The organism is Rhizobium sp. L9 (assembly GCF_002531885.1).
GTDB lineage: Bacteria > Pseudomonadota > Alphaproteobacteria > Rhizobiales > Rhizobiaceae > Rhizobium.
Map to the genome: position 1 here is coordinate 255,289 of NZ_NWSZ01000007.1, position 18,023 is coordinate 273,311.

The 18,023-nt window shown below is 61.8% G+C and carries 20 protein-coding genes; 16 read left to right on the forward strand and 4 right to left on the reverse strand.

All coding sequences use genetic code 11. The features are described 5' to 3' along the window. Nucleotides 1–140 precede the first annotated feature (140 nt). The 5 genes from CO660_RS09570 to CO660_RS33240 all read left to right on the forward strand — a co-directional run bounded on the left by CO660_RS09570 (nucleotide 141) and on the right by CO660_RS33240 (nucleotide 6,439). Entirely contained in the window at nucleotides 141–2,195 is a 2,055-nt protein-coding gene (locus tag CO660_RS09570; RefSeq protein WP_097598503.1) for a LysM peptidoglycan-binding domain-containing protein, read from the forward strand. 209 nt (nucleotides 2,196–2,404) lie between these two features. Beyond that, nucleotides 2,405–4,282 carry an ABC transporter ATP-binding protein/permease gene (locus tag CO660_RS09575; protein ID WP_097598504.1) on the forward strand — a complete coding sequence of 626 codons (1,878 nt, stop codon included), beginning with the start codon at nucleotides 2,405–2,407 and terminating at the stop codon, nucleotides 4,280–4,282. A gap of 136 nt (nucleotides 4,283–4,418) precedes the next feature. After that, on the forward strand, nucleotides 4,419–5,117 hold the full coding sequence (locus CO660_RS09580; protein WP_097598505.1) for a phosphatidylserine decarboxylase: 699 nt from the start codon (nucleotides 4,419–4,421) through the stop codon (nucleotides 5,115–5,117). A 51-nt stretch (nucleotides 5,118–5,168) separates the two neighbouring features. After that, nucleotides 5,169–6,014, forward strand: coding sequence for a CDP-diacylglycerol--serine O-phosphatidyltransferase (gene pssA, locus CO660_RS09585; protein ID WP_085777610.1), 846 nt, complete (start codon nucleotides 5,169–5,171; stop codon nucleotides 6,012–6,014). A 278-nt stretch (nucleotides 6,015–6,292) separates the two neighbouring features. Further along, nucleotides 6,293–6,439: a hypothetical protein gene (locus CO660_RS33240; RefSeq protein WP_176536258.1), complete on the forward strand. Its 147-nt coding sequence runs from the start codon at nucleotides 6,293–6,295 to the stop codon at nucleotides 6,437–6,439. Between the two features lie 140 nt (nucleotides 6,440–6,579). Here CO660_RS33240 and CO660_RS09590 read toward each other — a convergent pair whose 3' ends face one another. Together CO660_RS09590 and CO660_RS09595 are read right to left on the reverse strand one after the other, a co-directional pair. After that, complete coding sequence (locus tag CO660_RS09590; RefSeq protein ID WP_097598506.1) at nucleotides 6,580–7,344, reverse strand: SOS response-associated peptidase; 765 nt, start codon at nucleotides 7,342–7,344, stop codon at nucleotides 6,580–6,582. Nucleotides 7,345–7,408: 64 nt separating this feature from the next. Then, on the reverse strand, nucleotides 7,409–7,729 hold the full coding sequence (locus CO660_RS09595) for a YnfA family protein (RefSeq protein WP_097598507.1): 321 nt from the start codon (nucleotides 7,727–7,729) through the stop codon (nucleotides 7,409–7,411). A gap of 183 nt (nucleotides 7,730–7,912) precedes the next feature. Here CO660_RS09595 and CO660_RS09600 point away from each other — a divergent pair, with 183 nt between their 5' ends. The 8 genes from CO660_RS09600 to CO660_RS09635 all read left to right on the forward strand — a co-directional run bounded on the left by CO660_RS09600 (nucleotide 7,913) and on the right by CO660_RS09635 (nucleotide 12,954). Next, on the forward strand, nucleotides 7,913–8,329 hold the full coding sequence (locus tag CO660_RS09600) for an NUDIX domain-containing protein (RefSeq protein WP_085859061.1): 417 nt from the start codon (nucleotides 7,913–7,915) through the stop codon (nucleotides 8,327–8,329). A 58-nt stretch (nucleotides 8,330–8,387) separates the two neighbouring features. After that, a complete protein-coding gene (locus CO660_RS09605; protein ID WP_097598508.1) occupies nucleotides 8,388–8,810 on the forward strand; it encodes a TIGR02301 family protein in 423 nt (140 codons plus the stop codon). A 103-nt stretch (nucleotides 8,811–8,913) separates the two neighbouring features. Continuing rightward, nucleotides 8,914–9,171: a hypothetical protein gene (locus CO660_RS09610; protein WP_020920882.1), complete on the forward strand. Its 258-nt coding sequence runs from the start codon at nucleotides 8,914–8,916 to the stop codon at nucleotides 9,169–9,171. Between the two features lie 16 nt (nucleotides 9,172–9,187). After that, nucleotides 9,188–9,943 carry a hypothetical protein gene (locus CO660_RS09615; protein WP_097598509.1) on the forward strand — a complete coding sequence of 252 codons (756 nt, stop codon included), beginning with the start codon at nucleotides 9,188–9,190 and terminating at the stop codon, nucleotides 9,941–9,943. Between the two features lie 96 nt (nucleotides 9,944–10,039). After that, nucleotides 10,040–10,885, forward strand: a complete 846-nt coding sequence (locus CO660_RS09620; protein WP_097598510.1) for a folate-binding protein YgfZ — start codon at nucleotides 10,040–10,042, stop codon at nucleotides 10,883–10,885. A gap of 29 nt (nucleotides 10,886–10,914) precedes the next feature. Continuing rightward, entirely contained in the window at nucleotides 10,915–11,487 is a 573-nt protein-coding gene (locus tag CO660_RS09625; RefSeq protein ID WP_097598542.1) for an HD family hydrolase, read from the forward strand. Beyond that, the gene (locus tag CO660_RS09630; protein ID WP_097598511.1) at nucleotides 11,484–12,014 is read left to right on the forward strand and encodes a tyrosine phosphatase family protein; all 531 of its coding nucleotides are present in this window, start codon (nucleotides 11,484–11,486) and stop codon (nucleotides 12,012–12,014) included. The genes CO660_RS09625 and CO660_RS09630 overlap by 4 nt, the downstream gene beginning before the upstream one ends. A gap of 58 nt (nucleotides 12,015–12,072) precedes the next feature. Then, the gene (locus CO660_RS09635) at nucleotides 12,073–12,954 is read left to right on the forward strand and encodes a mechanosensitive ion channel domain-containing protein (protein ID WP_097598512.1); all 882 of its coding nucleotides are present in this window, start codon (nucleotides 12,073–12,075) and stop codon (nucleotides 12,952–12,954) included. Nucleotides 12,955–12,982: 28 nt separating this feature from the next. Here the strand turns inward: CO660_RS09635 and CO660_RS09640 are convergent, their stop codons facing one another. Beyond that, nucleotides 12,983–13,486 carry a superoxide dismutase family protein gene (locus CO660_RS09640; RefSeq protein ID WP_097598513.1) on the reverse strand — a complete coding sequence of 168 codons (504 nt, stop codon included), beginning with the start codon at nucleotides 13,484–13,486 and terminating at the stop codon, nucleotides 12,983–12,985. Between the two features lie 124 nt (nucleotides 13,487–13,610). Beyond that, the gene (locus tag CO660_RS09645; protein WP_085777601.1) at nucleotides 13,611–13,952 is read right to left on the reverse strand and encodes a hypothetical protein; all 342 of its coding nucleotides are present in this window, start codon (nucleotides 13,950–13,952) and stop codon (nucleotides 13,611–13,613) included. A gap of 423 nt (nucleotides 13,953–14,375) precedes the next feature. On the opposite strand from CO660_RS09645, the gene CO660_RS09650 reads away from it, so the two are divergent. The 3 genes from CO660_RS09650 to CO660_RS09660 all read left to right on the forward strand — a co-directional run bounded on the left by CO660_RS09650 (nucleotide 14,376) and on the right by CO660_RS09660 (nucleotide 17,950). Beyond that, complete coding sequence (locus CO660_RS09650) at nucleotides 14,376–16,280, forward strand: EAL domain-containing protein (RefSeq protein WP_097598514.1); 1,905 nt, start codon at nucleotides 14,376–14,378, stop codon at nucleotides 16,278–16,280. A gap of 143 nt (nucleotides 16,281–16,423) precedes the next feature. Next, nucleotides 16,424–17,068, forward strand: a complete 645-nt coding sequence (locus CO660_RS09655; RefSeq protein ID WP_097598515.1) for an HD domain-containing protein — start codon at nucleotides 16,424–16,426, stop codon at nucleotides 17,066–17,068. A 24-nt stretch (nucleotides 17,069–17,092) separates the two neighbouring features. After that, the gene (locus tag CO660_RS09660) at nucleotides 17,093–17,950 is read left to right on the forward strand and encodes an MOSC domain-containing protein (RefSeq protein ID WP_097598516.1); all 858 of its coding nucleotides are present in this window, start codon (nucleotides 17,093–17,095) and stop codon (nucleotides 17,948–17,950) included. Nucleotides 17,951–18,023 lie beyond the last annotated feature (73 nt).

An 18,023-nucleotide genomic window follows, 5' to 3' on the forward strand; every position in this document is an offset into this window, starting at 1 on the left:
ATTCCATTTCAATGCAGTCAAGAAAATTGACTGAAAAGCAGCCTGCCGAGCTTGCGAAATTGCGTTGAATGCTTGTGAAAAGCATCGGAAATCGCTAGCAATTTCGGTTACTACGGCAAATTGCCGCCTTGGGAGACATAATGATGAAGAACCGTGCCGGCTTGCTGGCCCTTGCAGTGCTCGTAATCGCAATCCTACTGATGGTATTCTTCGTCATGCCGCGCATCGGCAGCGATGCATCCAAAGTCGGCGACGCCATCAACCAGGCGGGCACGGAGCTCAAGAACACGGTTAACGAAGCGGCAAAGACATCACGCTCTGCCGTGGCCGACTCGACTGGGGTCGCCGATCAGGTCAGACGCCTCTCGGCCGATGCCGGCGTGGCGCTCGGCGAGCTGAAGGCGCTGTTTGCCGATGGCAAAGGCCCGGCCATTGAAGTCTTCACCGCCGCCAAGACCAAGGCCGTCAATGCGCTCACCGCACTTGTCGGCTTCACCGTTCCCGAGGGCATCGATCCCGCAACACAAGCCATTGCCGCCAAGGCCAAGGAAGGCGGCGCCAAGGCGCTCGCCATCGTGCAGTCGCTGCCGGAAAATATGGCGGATGCGCCTGCCGCGATTTCCAGAGCCGAAGCTGCGCTGACCGGTGCGCCCGAACCAGCCTCTGCCGCGACCCCGGCGGCCGCAAATACCGGCCCGAAACTTCCGGCCTTCGACGTCCTGCGTGTCGAGCCTGATGGATCGACCGTCATCGCCGGCTCCGCCGAGCCGAACGGCAAGCTCGAAGTGCTCGACGGCGAAAAGGTGGTGACGACGGCCAACGTCGGTCCGAGCGGCGATTTCGCGGCCGTCCTCGACGATCCGCTCCCGGCCGGCGACCACCAGCTCGTGCTCAAGGTAACGGACAAGGATGGCAAGACCGCGCTTTCCGAGGAAGTCGCCACCGTTTCCGTGCCGAAGGACGGCAATGCCGCCAACCTGCTCGCCATGGTCTCCAAGCCCGGCGCGGCGAGCCGCATCATCACTGCGCCGACAGGGGACACCGAAGTCGCCGACGCCTCCAATCCGTTGGCGCCGGCTGCGGACAAGCCGGCAACTGGCGGGACCGCTGCAGCCGACGCGCCTGCCGCAACAGCAGCGCCAACCGGTGAGCTGGCGCTGCAGACGCCTGGTCTGCCCGACGCCTCCACCACCGGCACAGATGCGACACCGGCCGTTCCAGGTACTGGCGAAACCCACGAGGCCACCGCGCCCGATGTGATGGTCAACGCCGTCGAGATCGAGGGCAACAAGATCTTCATTGCCGGCACGGCGCGCGCCAACGCCAAGGTCCTCGGCTATGCCGACGACAGCCTTGTCGGCCAGGACACGGCCGGTCCCGACGGCCATTTCGTCATCGATGGCGTCGCGGCGCTTTCGGTCGGCGATCATAAGATTCGCGTCGACGTCGTCGATCCCGCGGGCAAGGTGATCGTGCGGGCCGCAGTGAACTTCAATCGGCCGGCGGGCGACCAGGTGCGGGTTGCCGCTCAAGCCGGCCCCGCCGATGCAAATGGTGCTGCCTCGATGGTGCCGCTCGACGAGGGTGAACTCGGCAAGCTCAAGGCCGAAGCCGGCAAGGCGTTCGGGCTCTTGAAGGGGCTGTTTGCCGATGGCCAGCTGCCCGGCGCCGAACAGCTGGCGGCGGCGCGCTCAGCAACGGAATTCGCGCTGCGCTCTGTCGCAGACTTCCGCCCGGCGGCGGATGCGTCCGACAGCTTCAAGCAAGCCTCAGGCGCCTCCTCGCAGACCGCCGCCAAGGCGCTGAAACTGCTGCAGGATCTGCCGAAGGACGCAAAATCGGTCGGCGCCGGGCTCGACGGGCTGGGTGCAATCATCGGTGAATTGACCGACACGCCCGCACCGGCCGCGCCCGCCGCAAACGGTGTTGTGAGCAATCAGCCGAAGACGATCGAGCAGGCACCGCTGACGGCAAACAATGCGGCGGTCATCATCCGCCGCGGCGATACGTTGTGGCAGATCTCCCGCCGGACCTATGGGCTCGGCGTGCGTTATACGACGATCTACATCGCCAACGAGGACAAGATCATCGACCCGGATCGTATCCGTCCCGGGCAGATTTTCGGCCTGCCGAAGGACGCGCTGCCGAACGCCGAGGAGCTGCACCGCAAGCGGCTCTCCAAGCAGCACCTCTGAAAGGCCGCTCCTTAAGCGCAACGCGAGTTGATGAAGCCGGGCAGGAGAAACGCCCGGCCTCACTTTTCCCGGCCCCCGCACGTGTTGTATTCCTCGGCCCGACGCCCTATCTGCCGGTGGCGGTTCGGGATTCAGGTAAGCGCTTCAGGTGCGCCCCTGCCCCCGCCTTGCCGGACATCGAAGAAAATCATCCGGACTGGAGACACGGCATGGCAAACGGCAAGACAGTCTCGGAATCCCACCTGCTGCGGACGCTTTTCAACCTCTGGCCCTATATGTGGCCGGCCGGGCGAACTGACCTCAAGATGCGGGTCGTCTGGGCGTCGGTCTATCTGCTGATTTCCAAGTTCGTCCTGCTGCTCGTCCCCTACTTCTTCAAATGGTCCACCGATGCGCTGAACGGCAGGATGGACCTTGCCGGCACGGTACCGCCGCTGCTTGCCGGCGCCGTAGCCCTTGTCATTGCCTATAACGTCACCCGGTTGATCCAGCTCGGCCTCAACCAGTTGCGCGACGCGCTCTTTGCCAGCGTCGGGCAACATGCGGTGCGCCAGCTCGCCTACAAGACCTTCGTGCACATGCACGAGCTGTCGCTGCGCTTCCATCTGGAGCGAAAGACCGGCGGCCTGTCACGCATCATCGAGCGCGGCACCAAGGGCATCGAGACGATCGTGCGCTTCACGATCCTCAATTCCGTTCCGACCGTGATCGAATTCCTGCTGACGGCGGTTATCTTCTGGTGGGGCTACGGCTTTTCCTATCTTGCGGTCACCGCCTTCACCGTCTGGGCCTATATCTGGTTCACGATCCGTGCATCCGACTGGCGCATCGCCATCCGCCGCTCGATGAACGACAGCGACACCGACGCCAACACCAAGGCGATCGACTCTCTCCTCAATTTCGAAACCGTCAAATATTTCGGCAATGAGGAAATGGAGGCCAAACGCTTCGACAAGTCGATGGAGCGCTACGAGAAAGCGGCGACCGATGTCTGGACCTCGCTCGGCTGGCTGAACTTCGGCCAGGGCGTCATTTTCGGCATCGGCACGACCATCATGCTGGTGCTGTCGGCGCTGGCGGTGCAACGCGGCGATCAGACGGTCGGCGATTTCGTCTTCGTCAATTCGATGCTGCTGCAGCTTTCCGTGCCGCTCAATTTCATCGGTTTCGTCTACCGGGAAATCCGGCAGGGTCTGACAGATATCGAGCAGATGTTCGATTTGCTCGAGGTGAAGGCCGAGGTCAAGGACGCCCCCGACGCTGCCGAGCTTCGAATCCGCCAGGGCGCGATCTCCTTCAAGGATGTGCACTTCGCTTACGATCCGGCCCGTCCGATTCTGAAAGGCATTTCTTTCGATGTGCCGGCCGGCAAGACGGTCGCCGTCGTCGGGCCGTCGGGCGCCGGCAAATCGACGCTGTCGCGCCTGCTCTATCGTTTCTACGATATCCAGAGCGGCGCGATCACCATCGATGGCGAGGATATCCGCACGGTGACGCAGAAAAGCCTGCGATCGGCGATCGGCATGGTGCCGCAGGATACCGTGCTGTTCAACGACACGGTCGCCTACAATATCCGCTACGGCCGCACATCGGCGAGCGATGGCGAGGTGTTTGCAGCGGCCGAGGTGGCGCAGATCGCCCATTTCATCGAGGCGCTGCCCGAAGGCTTCGAGACCAAGGTCGGCGAGCGCGGGCTCAAGCTTTCCGGCGGCGAGAAACAGCGTGTGGCGATCGCCCGCACCATCCTCAAGGCGCCGCCGATCCTGATCCTCGACGAGGCAACTTCAGCGCTCGACACCACCACGGAACGAGAAATCCAGACAGCCCTGGACGTGGTTTCGAAGAATAGGACGACCTTGGTCATCGCCCACCGGCTCTCGACCGTCATCGGCGCCGACGAGATCATCGTGCTCAAAAGCGGTGAGATCGCCGAGCGCGGCACGCACGCCGCCCTCCTCGAAAGGAACGGCCTCTATGCCTCGATGTGGAACCGCCAGCGCGAGGCGACACAGGCGGAGGAGCATCTGAAGCAGGTGCGCGAAAGCGACGAGATGGGCGTCATCACGCGGCTTGCCCCGGCAAGCTGAAGCGAACACCGATAGCGGCGCCGGCTTTTATTGTTCAGAACTGCGGCGGCGGAACCGAGGCCAGGGCCGGAGCATTGCTCAGGAGCTGGTTTTTCGCTAACCAGCAAAAAATGACAACGCAAGGAGACCGGCAGCCATGAGCCTGTTCAACACGGTTCGCAACACGATCGTGCCCGTGCATAAGGAAGGCTACCCCTTCGTCGCCGCCTTCTTCGTTGCATCTCTGGTGCTGGGCTGGATCTTCAAGCCGCTCTTCTGGATCGGCATGATCTTTACGCTCTGGTGCGCCTATTTCTTCCGTGATCCCGAGCGGGTGACCCCGCAGGACGACGATCTCGTGATCTCTCCCGCCGACGGCAAGGTCTCGGCGATCCAGATGGTTACCCCGCCGGCAGAGCTCAACCTCGGCTCCGAGCCGATGCTGCGCATCTCGGTCTTCATGAACGTTTTCAACTGCCATGTGAACCGGGCGCCGATGCGCGGGCGTATCGTCAGCATCAACTACCGCTCCGGCAGCTTCGTCAATGCCGAGCTCGACAAGGCGAGCGAGGACAACGAGCGCAACGGGCTGGTGATCGAAACCCGGCACGGCCAGATCGGCGTCGTGCAGATCGCCGGCCTCGTGGCGCGGCGTATCCTTTGCTGGGCAAACACCAACGAGCCGCTGGACGCCGGCGAACGTTTCGGGCTGATCCGTTTCGGCTCGCGGCTCGACGTGTTCCTGCCCGCCGGTGCGGCGCCACGCGTCTCGCTCGGCCAGACGGCGATTGCCGGGGAAACCGTGATTGCCGAATTTGCCTCGGCCAAGGGTCCGGTGATCAGCCGCCGAAGCTAAAGCGCTGCCGCGCCTTTGCCGGAATTGCTCAAGGAACGATTGGAACGCGACATGGAAACACCCTTTCCGCCTTTCGAGCCAAACGGGCCGGATGATTCCGCCCGGGGTCCGCGCCTGCGAGAGATTCCGCTTCGCCTCGTCTTTCCGAACCTCATCACCATTCTGGCGATCTGCGCCGGGTTGACGGGCATCCGGCTCGCTTTCGAGAACCGTTACGAGCTCGCCGTCGCGATGGTGCTGCTCGCCGCCTTCCTCGACGGCATCGACGGGCGCGTGGCGCGGCTGATGAAGGCGACCTCGAAATTCGGCGCGCAGATGGATTCGCTTGCCGATATCGTCAATTTCGGCGTCGCGCCAGCGCTCGTCGTTTACGTTTTTGCTCTCGATCAGGCTCGTTCGCTCGGCTGGATTGCCGCCTTGATCTATGCGATTGCCGCCGGGCTTCGCCTTGCCCGCTTCAATGTCATGGCCGAGCGCGAAAACAAGGCGAGCTGGCAATCGGAATATTTTGTCGGAGTGCCCGCGCCGGCCGGCGCCATGCTGGTGCTGCTGCCAGTCTATCTTGGCTTCCTCGGTCTGGCGACGGACCGCACCTTCGCCTATCTCTCGTCGATCTATACCGTCGCCATCGCCTTCCTGCTGATCAGCCGGCTGCCGGTCTGGTCGGGCAAATCGGAAGGCAACCGCTTGCGGCGCGATCTGGTGCTGCCGATGATGCTCGGCGTCGTGCTCTATGTGGCTCTGCTGATGAGCTACACCTGGGAGGTGATGGTCTTTACCGTTGCCGCCTATCTCATATCGCTCCCCTTCGGCGCACGCAGATGGCGGCGGAAATATGGGACCCTGACGATCGAGGAACCCGGCGTCGGCGACGACGATATTGGCCGGCACATCTGACCTCCGCGCGCTTCCGAATTCTCTCGCATCACCGAAATGCTTCTCTCCCATGTTGTGGCCCCGGATATACGCTGCGCGTTGCCTGGGGAAAACCGCTTTGCGGTTTTTTGGAACCGCTCCCTTCAGTAAGTATTAACCAACGTAGGCTTCAGTTAAGCCTCGCGAATTATGGTGGCCGTTCACAAATCCTGATAGGCGACGCCGCCGTTTGGTCGCTATTTCTGACCAAATAGCAAAATACAAAAATACTCAGGGAAGCAACACGCAAGGAGAGTATCGTGACTTCGAAGAAGAGCAGTGCCGGCGAACAACAGGCGGCCAAGCCAGACCTCGCCGCCAACTATCGCCCGGTCGGCTTGAAGGCCGTTGCCGCGGCATCATTGATGACAAAGAACAAGCCGGACGGCGTCAAGAAATCCGCTTGAGGTGCCGAGCTTCGAACGGCACATCCGCGCTTCACGTTTTGCGGCATGCCGTCATCCCAAGACTGCGGCATGCTTGGTGACGTGCCTCCGGCACTGCGGGTAAGCCGAGCAGGCCGCGGTGCCGGAAGCGCTGCGCCGTTTTAGAAAAAACTCAGCTGGCCATGATCCGGCCTTTGTTTCGCAGGCGCCTCAGGCGGTCTTTCGACGACGACCTGCTCCTGCAGGTCCGGCCCCATATGAGCAACCTTGTTGACCTTGTCGGAAACCGGGATAGCCTCGAAGAAATCGCCCTGAGCAGGCTGCATCAGGTCGACCACCTCGCGCGGTTCCTGCGCCTTGCAATCGAGCCAGCGCGAGAAGTCCTCCGGTTTGATGACGACAGGCATGCGATCGTGGATCGCGGAGATGCCCGCATTGGCTGACGTTGTCAGGATCGCACCGGTATCGACCTCCGAGCCATCGGCCGAGGACCATGTCTCCATCAGCCCGGCAAAGGCGACGACCCCGCCCCGGCGCGGCCTGATCCAATAGGCCTGCGGCTTGCCGCCGCTCTCCTTGGAGGGGCGATGCCATTCGTAAAAACCTGAGGCCGGAATAAGCACGCGGCGATGACGCATCGCCGCTCGAAACGAGGCCTTGCCGATCGCGGTCTCGGCGCGCGCGTTGATCAGCAGCGGGAAATCCCTCGGATCCTTGACCCAACCCGGCGTGAAGCCCCATCGCACGAGAACGGCGCGACGATCGGGCAGATTGCTGCCCCGCTCCCGGCCCTCGCCTGCCATGACCACGAGGATCGGCTGCGTCGGGGCGATGTTGTAGCGCGCCGGGAAGTCCTCGAGATCGAGACCGGAGAAGAAGTCGCGCAGGTCGGCGCTGGAACTTGTCAGGGCGAAACGTCCACACATCGTCCTGTCTTTGCAGCCGGCCCGAGTCCGGTCAAGGCGCGTTGCATGCTTTTGCGTGACGGTTTCAGGCGCGCGGCGCAAAGAGGATGACGCTCGCCCCGGCAAGGCAGATCAGTCCGCCGCCGATATCATAACGATCGGGCACCCGGCCTTCGATCAGCCACAGCCAGGAGAGCGAAGCAAGAATGTAGATGCCGCCATAGGCTGCGAAGGTTCGACCGGCGGCATCGCTCGGCACCAGCGTCAGAAGCCAGGCGAAAAGCGCAAGCGAGATCATGCCCGGCGCCAGCCACCAGATCGGCTTCTCAAGCTTGAGCCACGCCCAGAAGGCGAAGCAGCCGGCGATCTCGAAAACGGCGGCAAACGCGTAAATGATATAGGTCACGCAAAGCCCTTTCGAATATTTTTTGCCTCCTTGTTGCACAGATGTCGTTATTTCGCGAACCGCTGCGCAATTTTTTGGGGCTTGTCTTGGGAGCTATCCCACAGGAAAATCGGGCCGGCCCGCAGCCGCGATCCGCAATCATCAGCCCGTCAGATCGAATAGGCCGTCACAGCAAGAGCAGCCATGACCTCCACCGCTAAAGCCGCCTCCTCCGCCATTCTCGAACGCGACGGGCGATTCCTTCTGGTATTGCGACGCAACCCGCCCTCTGCTGACATGTATGCCTTTCCCGGCGGCCGCGCCGAGCCGGGCGAAACGCCGGAGCAGACCGCGCTGCGCGAGTTTCGCGAGGAAACCGGCATCTCGGCGCACAATCCGCGGCTGTTCTCTACCTATGACCTCAAGACGCATGGGCCGGATGGCAGCATCAGGAGCCATTTCTTCCTGTCAGTCTTTTGCGTCGACGCCGACCGGGAAATGGTGGCGGAAGCCGCCGACGATGCGGCGGCGCTCGGCTGGTATACGGTAGAGGAGATCCGGCGACTGCCTGTGCCGCAAAGCGTGCTCGAATGCGCGGAACGGCTGGCGGGCGGTGAATAGAAGTGGAAACTTTCAGACGCGCCTTGTTGCCGTCACGCTCAACGTATCAAGTGGAAGCATGATTCCCGTTCGACGCGTTGTCCTGTCCCTGCTCGTGCTTGCCGGGCCCACCATGGCTCAGGGTAAGAATACGGCGCCTCCGCAGGAGGAGATTGCGCCGCCGGTCGCAGCCGTTCCCGTGCCCTATGACGACAAGCTGGCGCGGCTGGCCGAAGTGCTGGGTTCGGTGCATTATCTGAGAACGCTCTGCAAGGCGGCGGGCGGCGATGAGTGGCGGGAAGGCATGAAGCAGTTGCTCGATTCGGAGACGGGTAACGAGCCGCAGCGCAAGGAAAGGTTGACCGCGGCCTTCAATCGCGGGTATCGCGCCTTCGCCTCCGTCTATACGGATTGCACCCCGGCGGCCATCGTGGCAGAAGAGCGCTACCGTAACGAAGGTGCAACACTCGCCACAGAAATTACTTCGCGCTTTGGAAATTGACATTTAATTAACCTGTTTTCGCATGCGGACGTGTCGTTTTGGGAAAAGGCTGTTAGTGTTATTAACGGTGCAGTAAGACATGAGAAGTTCTGAGGAAAAGACAATGGAAGCAAGCCTCAACGACATCGACGACATGATCGTCCACGAAAAGATGCAGGCGGCTCTGGAGTACCAGAACGAGGCTTGGGCCGACGGCATGGCCGATGGGATCGAGCCGGAGATCATAGCTGATGCCGCCATCGCGCATGCCCTGCGCGAAACCATCCGATTGCACGGGGAAAACAGCGCCGAAGCTCTGCTCGATTCGCTGCGCGACCGTATGCTTGCCGGCGAATTCTCCGCCAACCGCACCCTGCAATAGTTATTCAGAGAGTTCGATGCCCATCGGTAAAGAGAAAGTTTCGCGAATTCGGCTCGCGCCGGTGTTGCTTGCGTTCAGCCTTGCCGCCGGCAACGCCTTCCTCGCGCCCTCGGCCTATGCGCTTTCCGAACTCCATAAGATCCCCGGCCAGGCCCCCAACGAGGCGCCGCCCGCACAGGGAAGTGCTGAGGGGCAGAACCAGCCCCAGGGCACCACCCCCGGCGTTCCCATGGCCGAGCCGCTGGTCAACAGCCAGAACAGTGAGGGCGTCGACAAGACGCCGGGCGCCCAGGACGCATCCAAGCCGGTCGAGGTAATTTACGACATCAACAAGGCGCCCGAGCCGGTTCGCAAAATGCGCCAACAGATTGTCGAGGCCGCCGCCTCCGGCGATCTCGAACGGTTGCGACCGCTGATGGGCACCGGCAAAGACCAGACGCAGGTGACGGTGGGTGAAGCAACCGACGACCCGATCGGCACGCTGAAAGATCTCTCCGGCGATCCCGACGGAGATGAAATTCTAGCCATCATGCTCGATATCGTCTCGACCGGTTTCGTTCATGTCGGCCAAGGCACAGCCGACGATATGTATGTCTGGCCCTATTTTGCCGAGAAGGATCTGAAGTCGCTGACACCGCCGGAGCGAGTCGAGCTGTTGCGCATCGTGACCGCCGGCGACCTTTCCGACATGCAGGAATTCGGTGGCTATAATTTCTACCGCCTCGGCATTACGCCTGACGGCAAGTGGAAGTTCTTCACAGCGGGCGACTGACGCCGCCTCGCATGCGCCTTCCGCATGTCGCATGACCTTGCGATCCACTCCACGAAGTCATACCTCTGAGCGACGACCAACGCGACAGGTTCCGCCATGCCAGCCGTATTCCTGAAAGACCGCTCACTGCTCTCCGTCGGCGGCGCGGACGCCCAATCTTTCCTGCAGAACCTGATCACCACCGATATTCTTTCGCTTGCGCCCGATGAGGCGCGGCCTGGAGCACTGCTGACGCCGCAGGGGAAGATCCTGTTCGACTTCATGGTCTGGCGGGACTGCAACGGCTACCTGATTGAAACGGATGCGGCCCAGCTCGAAGGGCTGGCGAAGCGGCTGACGATGTACAGGCTGCGGGCCGCCGTTACGCTTACGCCTCAGCCTGAGAATGGCATTACCGTTTGCTGGGGCGAGGATGCCGATCGCATCGGAGGTGCCCGAGACAGCCGCTTCGCCAAGGCAGGTGTCCCGCTGCGCCGCCGGGCAGGAAAGCATGGCGATGATGCGCCGTCACTCTATGAGAGCTTGCGCATCCGCCACGGTATCGTCACCTCGGGATCCGACTTTGCCCTGCAGGACGCCTTCCCGCATGACGTGCTGATGGATCTGAACGGCGGCCTCTCCTTCAAGAAAGGCTGCTATGTCGGCCAGGAGGTCGTCTCGCGCATGCAGCACCGCGGCACTGCGCGCCGGCGCGTTGTCACCGTGTCCGCCGCTACGGCCTTGCCTCTAGCGGGCACGGAGATCACCGCCGCCGGCAAGCCGGTGGGGACACTCGGTTCGGTCGAGGGCGGCAGCGGGCTTGCGATCGTGCGAATCGACCGCGCCGGTGCTGCAATGGCGGAAGGCACGCCGCTGCTGGCCGGCCAAACGCCGGTTTCTCTCGCCCTGCCGCAATGGTCCGGCCTTGTCTTTCCCACCAGCGCAGACGAGGCCAGCGCGTGACGGCCAAAGCTCCGCGTGCCTGGCAACGCATGCTGTCCGGGCGCAGGCTCGACCTGCTCGACCCCTCGCCGCTCGATGTCGAACTCGCCGATATCGCCCATGGTCTCGCGCGCGTGGCACGCTGGAACGGCCAGACATCGGGCGATCATGCCTTTTCGGTGGCGCAGCACAGCCTCGTCGTCGAAGATATTTTCCGCCGTTTCAACAATGCGCGGCCGGAGGAATGTCTGATGGCGCTGCTCCATGACGCGCCTGAATATGTGATCGGCGACATGATCTCGCCGTTCAAATCCGTGGTCGGTGGCGGCTATAAGGCGGTGGAAATGCGGCTGGAGGCCGCCGTGCACCTGCGCTTCGGCCTGCCGCCTCACCCATCGCGCGATCTCAAGGACCGGATCAAGAAGGCCGACACGATCGCGGCCTATTTCGAGGCGACGGTACTTGCCGGCTTCACGCCCGCCGAGGCGCAGAAATTCTTCGGCCAGCCGCGCGGCATCAGCAAGGAGATGTTGCTGATCGAACCTTTGCCGGCGCTGGAAGCCCAGCGGCTGTTCTGCGAGCGCTTTGCGGCGATCGAGGCCGAGCGGGTGATGGTATCGTGAGCTTGATCGTCGTCTCGCCGCTCTCGCGCATCGCCGAAATGGCGGTGCGCCACAAGGCGCGTGACATGATCAGCCTGATCGCCAAAGAACAGGCCTTTCATCGGCCGGGTGTGATCGCGCCCGATCGTCACCTGACGCTTTCGATGAACGACATCACCTTCAAGGGCACGGGCGGTCTCGTGGCGCCTGACGAAACGCATGTACAGGCGATCATCGAGTTTGCCGCATCGTGGCGGCAGGAGACCCCGCTGCTCATCCATTGCTGGATGGGCGTGTCGCGATCACCGGCCGCGGCACTCATCGCCGCTCTGTCGATCGCGCCGGATCAGGACGAGGAAGAGCTTGTCCGTCGGCTGCGCGCCGCTTCACCTTTCGCAACTCCGAACACCCGGCTGATCGAGATCGGTGACACCTTGCTTAGCCGCGGCGGCCGGCTGGTTGCGGCGGTAAGGGCGATCGGGCGTGGCGCCGATGCGGACGGCAATGCGCCCTTCCTGCTGGCGATCCGGAACCCTGTCTGCGGTTGACGCTGCTGGCGTCTGCTCCATCTTGGCCTCGACCTCGCAATCTCCACAGGGCCAGATCATGGAACAACAAGCAGCCGATGTCCTTCTCGCCACCCGCACGGCACTCAGCCAGGCAAGCGCACTTGCAGTCCAATATTCCTTCTCCATTCTCGGGGCGTTGATCCTGCTCGTCATCGGTTGGACGCTGGCCGGCTTTGTCAGCCGCTGGGCCTATGAGGGCCTGTCACGCATCCATGGCATCGACGAGACACTGGCGCGATTCTTCACCAATGTGGTGCGTTATGCGCTTCTGATTCTGGTGTTCATCACCGTGCTCGGCCAATTCGGCGTCCAGACCGCCTCGATCATCGCCGCCCTCGGCGCAGCCGGCCTGGCGATCGGGCTGGCGCTGCAAGGGACACTACAGAATATCGCGGCCGGCATCATGCTCCTGATCCTCAGGCCGTTTCGGGTCGGCGAATATATCGAAACCAGCAGCGTGGCCGGCACGGTGCGCGAGGTCGGATTGTTTGCGACTGAACTCAGAACCGGCGACGGGCTCTATCGGCTGGCACCGAATTCAACGCTGTGGAACACGCCGATAACCAACTTCAGCCGTGAGCCTACGCGGCAGAACGACCTGAAAATCAGCATTTCTCGTGAGGACGACCTCGATCAGGCGATGGAGACCTTGATGGGCATTGCCAAAGGCAACCCAAGGGTGCTGCCGTCACCGGCACCCAGCGTTTTCATCGACGCGCTCGGTGACAGCACGATATCGCTAACGCTACGCTACTGGGCAAAGACCGGTGACTGGTGGCAGGTCAGCCGCGACATGGTGAAGCGGGTAAAACTTGCCTTTGACGAAAAGGGCGATCCGGCCGCTGTGCGGGACGGTGGAAATTCCGCGCTGGGAAAAAGGTCTAACGGCACGGCGGCGGAAGAGCCAACACGGCAGTGAAACATTGCAGCGCGGGGCGATCGTCGGCCTATTCGACCACGCCGCAAGCAAGTCTTTCCCCGGCGCCACCGGAAGGCTGACTGCGATAATCGTCGGAATTGGCGTGCACCATCAATGCGCGGCCGCGAATGCCATCTTTCTTGCCATCGAGCGTGACCATGCCATCGAAGATCTGAGCTCTGAGCACGCCATCCTGTCCAACATACTGGTTGGGCATGTCGCCGGCATGCGGCCCCTTGGCGGCGAGAATGCCGTGTTCGGCAGAGCCCGGGTTGAAATGACCGCCTGCCGATTCGTAATGGCTTGCCGCGTCGCAGCGGCCGGTTTCGTGAACATGAAAGGCTACCCATTTATTCGCCGGCAGCCCCGATATCTCCACTTCGATTAGAACGCCGCCATTGGCGGCGGCCGTCAATTGGGCCCGACCGTCCTCGCCGACAAAATTGGCGACCGCCGTCTGCTTGTCCTGGGCACTTGCCGGCAAGGCAAGGGCCAGCAGGCTCAGGGCGGCGATGATGCGCATGGCTTTCATGGAGATCTCCTTCCGTCCGGATGTCCTTCTGAACGTCTCAGCCCGGAAGGTGTTCCTCTGCGGAGCATCCAATGAGAAAAGCCGACCAACGGGCCGGCTTCAGATCACGTGAACGATGCTATCGTCAGGCGACGGCGTCGAAATCGAACTGGCCGTAGGTGTTGCGGTAGAGATCGTCGGATTGGCTGCCGGTCGCAGACGCGCTCTGCTGCAGCGGATAGGGCACGGCGATGCTGCTTGTCGTGCCGCTGTCGTGGGTATCCATCATCAGCGCAATCAGACTGCCGGAAAATTTGGGCTGAGTCTCGCTGCCCATGTCTTCCTCCAGGAGTTCCTTGATGATGCCTGGCTTCTCATCGGCGGCACGTTCGCCGCGGCTCAATACGCCGTCGCCGTTTAGATCTAGCCGTGAAAGTGTCGCAAGATACGCATATGACGTGTCTGAAACGGATGTGGTGCGGGTCATACAAACCTCCATTCACCGCCTTTTGCCGGTGGTGTTTGTACGCAATACGAGGTGGGAAATCACTGTTGACTCGGTGGTTAAACTGATTTGCGCAGTGCGTCAATAAGTTGTTAACTACTCGTTAACAATGGTTGACAGAAATTAATGGAGCGCGCTCGAACCGGGTTTCCGCTGCTGCCCGCCCCGGTATTCCAGTAATTTCCAATATGGAAAGCAACCTGTCTGACGACGTGCACCTCTGCTGCACTGCAACCGAATATTAATCCGCCCGCTCCAAAATAGTCATCAGGCATTACCCGTACGTCACTCATAAAAATTGATTTCAATGGTTTCTCTGAGAAAGGTTTTCATGTCCGGTATTTTGAGGCACGTCCATCAGACGCGGACGGCTCTTGCTATTGCCGTCAGCCAAGATGCTTTCCCATGAAGGCTGAAGCGCTCTTCTGGCGGCAATGCACAGAGGCTGTCATGGCCGACGGATCAATTGACGCGCAGCGTCTGATGGAGCTGGTGATCGCAACCTACCGCGGCCATGAAAGCGACTATGATGCAATCGAGAGAAGTGCGGAAACCCTTCAAAAGGAAAACCAGACGCTGAGAGGGAATCTATCGGCGCTCAGTCAAGCGTTCGACGGACAGAAAAAACTCTTCGAGATTGTCCTGAACAACCTCCCGCTCGGCCTCAGCGTTTTCGACGCCGGCCAGCGGCTGACGCTTTACAATATCCGCTTCCCTCAGCTCTTCGGCCTGACGCCGGAAGACATCGCCGCGGGCGCGACGATTGCCGAACTCATCGGCAAAATGCGCGGCAACGAAAGCACCGCCTCCAAAAGCGTCCGGCAGACAGCACGACCTTCCCTCGCCAAGGCAGAAAGCAGCAGCATCCGCCGACGCGAATGGCAGATGCATGATGGCCGCATCATTCAAAGCGTGGTGACCATCCTCTCCGACGGCAGCAGCATCGCCATTCATGCCGATATCACCGAGGATCGAAAGGCCGCCCAGCGCATCACCTATCTCGCCCATCACGATCCCCTGACGGGTCTTCCCAATCGGATGTATTTCCGCGAGCAGGTCGATGCGACGCTCGCCGAGCGCAAGCCGCATGAGCAGATCGCCCTCGTCCATCTCAATCTCGACCGCTTCAAATCGATCAACAACACGATCGGCGTATCGGTCGGCGACAAGATCCTGCAGCAGGTTGCGGAGCGCATCCGAGCTTCGGCTGGATCGGAAAACACGCTGGCGCGCCTCGGTTCGGACGAATTCGCCATCCTGCAGACGGGTAAGCAGCAGCCTAAAAACGTGACGGTGCTGGCCGACCAAATCCGCCGCGCGCTTTCCGAGCCATTCCTGAATGGCGAGAAACAGGTGACGCTCAGCGTCTCCATGGGTATTGCAATCGCTCCTGAGAACGGCGGGGAAACCGATATCCTGCTGAAAAATGCCGGCGTGGCGCTGTCGCATGCCAAGGCGGACGGACGCAAGCGCGAGCGCTTCTTCACCGGCGAAATGGAAGCGCAAATGCAGTTGCGCCATGCGCTGGAGGCAGATCTTCGAGCCGCCGTCGAGAACGGGGAATTCGAGTTGCATTACCAGCCGCTTTACGATCTTGCCGAGCGGCGGATCTGCGGTTTCGAAGCGTTGATCCGCTGGAACCATCCGTTCCGAGGCCGAGTGCCGCCGATGGATTTCATTCCGCTTGCCGAGGAGGTCGGCCTCGTCGTTGATATCGGCCGCTGGGTTTTACGCCAGGCCTGCAGGGATGCGGCCCAATGGCCGGAAAACATCAAGGTCGCAGTCAATGTTTCGGCGATCCAGTTCCGCAGCGGCAACCTGACGCAGGACGTCAGCGAAGCGCTTGCCGCCGCCGGGCTCTCGCCATCGCGGCTCGAACTGGAAATCACCGAGAGCGTGCTGATGGAAAACCTCAGCGAGGTGCTGCCGATCCTGCATGCCCTGAAGGACCGCGACATCCGCATCTCGATGGACGATTTCGGCACCGGATATTCCTCGCTGAGCTATCTCTCCAGCTTTCCCTTCGACAAGATCAAGATCGACAAATCCTTCGTGAACGACATCGTCGACAGCAAGGAAGCGCATGCAATCATGCGCGCAATCATCCTGCTCGGCGATGCGCTCGGCATGCGCGTCACCGTCGAAGGCGTCGAGACGGCGGCCCAGCTGACGCTGCTCGAAAGCGAGGAATGCGACGAGATCCAGGGCTATCACATCAGTCCGCCGCGCCCGGTCCGTGACGTGCCCCATCTTCTCTCCCCGCCGCCGAAGAGCAGCGGCGCGCCAGCTTTTCAGACGCTCGAGCGCTGACCTCCCTCGATTGCGACTCGCACGTTGAGCCGCTACAAACCGGCTTCGATATCTCCGTTTTTCGTAGCGGCGTCTTCCTGTGAAGCTCCCTTTGCTTTCGGCCGGCGCTCCTCGACGTTTTTCTTCCGACAAGAGGTGGCACAATGTTCGAGGCCGAAGCCTTCTCCCCTCATGGAACGCTCGCAGCGGCGCTGATCGCACACGCCGCCGAAGGCGACGACGGCTCACACGATCTTGCCCATATCTTGCGCGTCTTCAGGAACGCCATGCGCATCCATGCGGGAGAAGGCGGAGATGGGCGCATCCTTGCCGCCGCCGTGCTGCTGCACGACTGCGTCGCCGTCGAGAAGAACTCACCCTTGCGGGCAAAAGCATCGGCCTTGGCGGCGGAAAAGGCTTCAGTGATCCTTTCCGAACTCGGCTGGAGCGAAGCGGATATCGAAGCCGCGGCCCACGCCATCACCGCTCATAGTTTTTCCGCCGGGGTGGCGCCGCAGACGCTCGAGGCGAAGATCCTGCAGGATGCCGACCGGCTGGACGCGATCGGCATGGTCGGCGTCGCACGCTGCTTCTATATCGGCGGACGAATGGGATCGGGACTCTACGATCCCTTCGACCCCGCGGCAACGAACCGGCCCTTCGACGACAAGCGTTATGCCATTGACCACTTCCAGACGAAGCTGTTCAAACTGGCGGAGGGATTCCAGACCGAGACCGGCCGCCGGATTGCGGCCGCGCGCGACAAGAGCCTGCGCGATTTTCTCGCGGCGTTCATGGATGAAATCTAGAGAACTATATCCAGGGAGAACGGCATGCGCATAAGCGACCTCTTCATATACCCGCTCAAGAGCGCTCGCGCCATTGCGCTGCCCGCCGCCGATATTGGCGCCGAGGGGCTTGCCGGCGACCGGCGGGCGATGATTACCGATTTGAACGGTCACTTCATCACCCAGCGCGAACTGCCGGACCTCGCGCGCATCGAGATCCGTCCGGAACCCGGCGCCTTTCGGCTGCTGATGCAGGGAAAGTCTGAGCTAGCGGTGCCTCCGCCTCGGCCTGAAGTCCGCATGGATGTGACCGTATGGAAATCGACCGTCAGCGCCGCGGTCGCCGATCCCGACAGCAACAGGCAGCTTTCCGAATGGCTCGGCCGCGAGGTGCGGCTGGTCTTCTTCGACGGGCAGGCACGGCGGACGGCGAACGCCGAATGGGCCGGCGAAGGCTCGCCCGTCACCTTTACCGACGGATACCAGATCCTGGTGACGACGACGGGCTCACTGAAGGCGCTGAATGCCGATCTCGCCGCGCATGGCGAAGGCAGCGTCGGAATGGAACGTTTCCGTCCGAACATCGTCATAGACATCGATGAGGCATGGCCGGAGGATCGCTGGGCGGCGATCGAAATATCAGGCGTTCGTTTCGATCTCGTCAAACCTTGCTCCCGCTGCATCATGACGACGCAGGACCAGTTGACCGGTTCACGCGAGGGGCCGAACCCGATGCCGGCCATGGGTCGCATCCGCATGTCTGCCGACCGGCGTGTGCCAGGGCCGCTCTTTGGCTGGAACGTCACGCCTCGCGGCAGCGGACGGATCGCCATCGGCGACGAGGTGAAGATCATCGAGGCGCGGCCGGAGGGCTGGGCGATGAAGGTTCGCGCACGAGAGTAGGTTCAATTGCGGAAGGGCTGAGGGCGCTTTGTCCCTTATAAATCGCAACATTCTCCCTCATTGCTGTGACAGG